Source organism: Brooklawnia sp., from assembly GCF_032229645.1.
In the GTDB taxonomy this organism is placed as follows: Bacteria; Actinomycetota; Actinomycetes; order Propionibacteriales; family Propionibacteriaceae; genus Brooklawnia.
In genome coordinates, this window is the sequence record NZ_JAVTWX010000035.1 from 1 (window position 1) to 2,718 (window position 2,718).

2 protein-coding genes and 1 pseudogene are annotated in these 2,718 nt (G+C 64.4%); all 3 read right to left on the minus strand.

The annotated features are described in order from the left end of the window. On the minus strand, positions 1-957 hold a 957-nt coding region (gene atpD, locus AAFP05_RS02140), incomplete at its 3' end, for a F0F1 ATP synthase subunit beta (protein WP_341728206.1). 16 nt (positions 958-973) lie between these two features. Next, entirely contained in the window at positions 974-1,903 is a 930-nt protein-coding gene (locus tag AAFP05_RS02145) for a F0F1 ATP synthase subunit gamma (RefSeq protein WP_341728207.1), read from the minus strand. A 3-nt stretch (positions 1,904-1,906) separates the two neighbouring features. Beyond that, positions 1,907-2,718: pseudogene (locus tag AAFP05_RS02150) on the minus strand (F0F1 ATP synthase subunit alpha); the annotation flags it as partial.

Sequence of the window (2,718 nt, forward strand, 5' to 3'; positions counted from 1 at the left end):
CACGTAGATCGCCTGCATCGAGGTGATCGCGTGCCCGCGGGTCGAGGTGATCCGTTCCTGCAATTGGCCCATCTCGTCGGCCAGGTTCGGCTGGTAGCCCACCGCCGAAGGCATCCGGCCCAGCAGAGTGGAGACCTCGGAGCCCGCCTGGGTGAAACGGAAGATGTTGTCGATGAACAGCAGCACGTCTTGATTCTCGACATCACGGAAGTACTCGGCCATGGTCAACGCCGATAGTGCGACGCGCAGCCGGGTGCCCGGCGGCTCGTCCATCTGGCCGAAGACCAGCGCGGTGTCCTTGAGGACGTCTGCACCCGCCATCTCGTAGATCAGGTCGTTGCCTTCACGGGTGCGTTCGCCCACGCCGGCGAAGACCGAGGTTCCCCCGAAGTTGTGGGCGATGCGGAAGATCATCTCCTGGATGAGCACCGTCTTGCCGACGCCTGCGCCTCCGAACAGTCCGATCTTGCCGCCCTGCACATACGGGGTCAGCAGGTCGATGACCTTGATGCCGGTCTGCAGCATCTGGCTTTCGGGCTCCAACTCGTCGAACGGCGGCGGATCGCGGTGGATGGGCCAGCGCTCGGTGACCTGGACCGTGGCGGGATCGGCGTTGAGTACCTCTCCGATGACGTTCCAGACGTGCCCCTTGGTCACATCGCCAACCGGCACAGTGATCGGCGAGCCGCTGTCGCGCACGGGCTGACCCCGGCGCACCCCGTCGGTCGGCTTCAACGAGATGCAACGCACCTGATTGTCGCCGATCTGGAGCTGGACTTCGATGGTGATCGCACGACGCTGGTCACCGACACCGGCGTCAACGGTGAGCGCGTTGTAAATCGGTGGAATTCGGTCGGCGGGAAACTCGACATCGATGACCGAGCCGATGACGCGTGTCACGCGGCCATCGCCGGTCGTGGAATCCGGCGCGGCGGGGGCGACGGTGGTGGCTGTCATGGATTCAGCGCTCCTATCACGATGCCGACAGCGCGCCAGCGCCACCGACGATTTCGTTGATTTCCTGGGTGATCTCGGCCTGACGCGCCTGATTGGCCTGCCGGGTGAGTTCCCGGATCAGCTCTTGCGCATTGTCGGTTGCCGAATGCATGGCCTGCTGACGACTCGCCAGTTCGGACGCGGCCGACTGACGGAGCATGAACTTGATCGAGTCGATGATGTACATCGGCAGCAAAGCGTTCAGCACGGTTTCGGCGTCCGGCTCGAATGCGTAGTCGGGGGCGATGCCGCCCGCCGGCACCGCGACATCGGGGCCGATCTCCTCCTCGCCGTCGTTCTCGTCCGAGTCCACCACCAGCAACGGCAGCAGCCGGACGATCCGCACCCGCTGCGAGACCAGCGAGTTGAACTGTGTATAGACCACATGCAGTTCGGACACGCCGCCCGCGTCCTGATGGGTCAAGAAGCGCTCCATGAGTACCTGTCCGACCTCACGGGCGTGCTCGTAATGCGGTGCTTCACCGAAACCGAACCACGAGTGCACAACCGGAACGTTGCGGAAGGCGAAGTACTCCATCGCCTTCTTGCCGACCGTATAGAGGTCGATCTCGATGCCCTTGGACTGGAGGAGATTGATCAGCCCCTCTGCCGCTCGCGTGACGTTGCCGGGGTAGGCCCCGGCCAGGCCGCGGTCGCTGCTGATCACCAGCACCGCGGAACGCTTGCGCTCACGGTGCTCACGGGTCAGCGGATGATCGACCTGAGCGAAGCTGGAGACCGCGCTGACGGCACGGTGTAGTTCGAGGGTGTACTCGCGCGCCGACTGCGCCTTGGCCTCGGCTCGATTCACCCGGGACGCCGCGATCAGCTCCATGGCCTTGGTGATCTTCATCGTCGCGGCCACAGAGTTGCGACGTTCCCTCAGTTCCCGCAGGGTTGCCGCCATAGGTCAGCTCCGATTCCGTTTGATCTGCTGCTGCTCGATGTCGGAGTCGGTGACATCATCGGCCTCGACCTCACCGAGCAGCGCGCCGGAGGCGGTGCGGAAGGTCTTCTTGAATGACGCCATCCGAGACCTCGCCAGCTCCAACTCGGCATCTCCGAAGACACCGGTCTGGGCGATGGTGTCCAGCAGATCCGACCCGTGCCGCAGGCTATCGAGGAATTCGGTCTCGAACCGCTGCACGTCTTCCACCGGCACCTCGTCCAGCTGGCCGGTGGTGCCGGCCCAGATCACCGTGGTCTGTTCCTCCATCGGCATCGGGCTGTACTGCGGCTGACGCAGCAACTCCATCAGACGGGCGCCGCGCTCCAGCTGACGCTTCGAGGCATCGTCCAGATCGGAGGCGAACATCGCGAACGCCTGCATGTCGCGGTACTGCGCAAGCGAGATCTTCAGGGTGCCGGAGACCTTCTTCATCGCCTTCGTCTGCGCGGCGCCACCGACACGCGAGACCGAGATGCCGACGTCGACGGCCGGACGCTGGTTCGCGTTGAACAGATCGGACTGCAAGAAGATCTGTCCGTCGGTGATCGAGATCACGTTTGTCGGGATGTATGCCGAGACGTCGTTCGCCTTGGTCTCGACGATCGGCAGGCCGGTCATCGAGCCGCCGCCCAACGCGTCGGAGAGCTTGGCGCAACGCTCCAGCAGGCGGGAGTGCAAATAGAAGACGTCACCGGGATAGGCTTCGCGGCCCGGCGGGCGGCGCAGCAGCAGCGACATCGCGCGGTAGGCCTCGGCCTGCTTGGTCAGGTCGT

Excerpts from the sequence above, each read along its gene's own strand:
- AAFP05_RS02145 (WP_341728207.1), bottom strand. The coding sequence starts at position 1,903 with ATGGCGGCAACCCTGCGGGAACTGAGGGAACGTCGCAACTCTGTGGCC.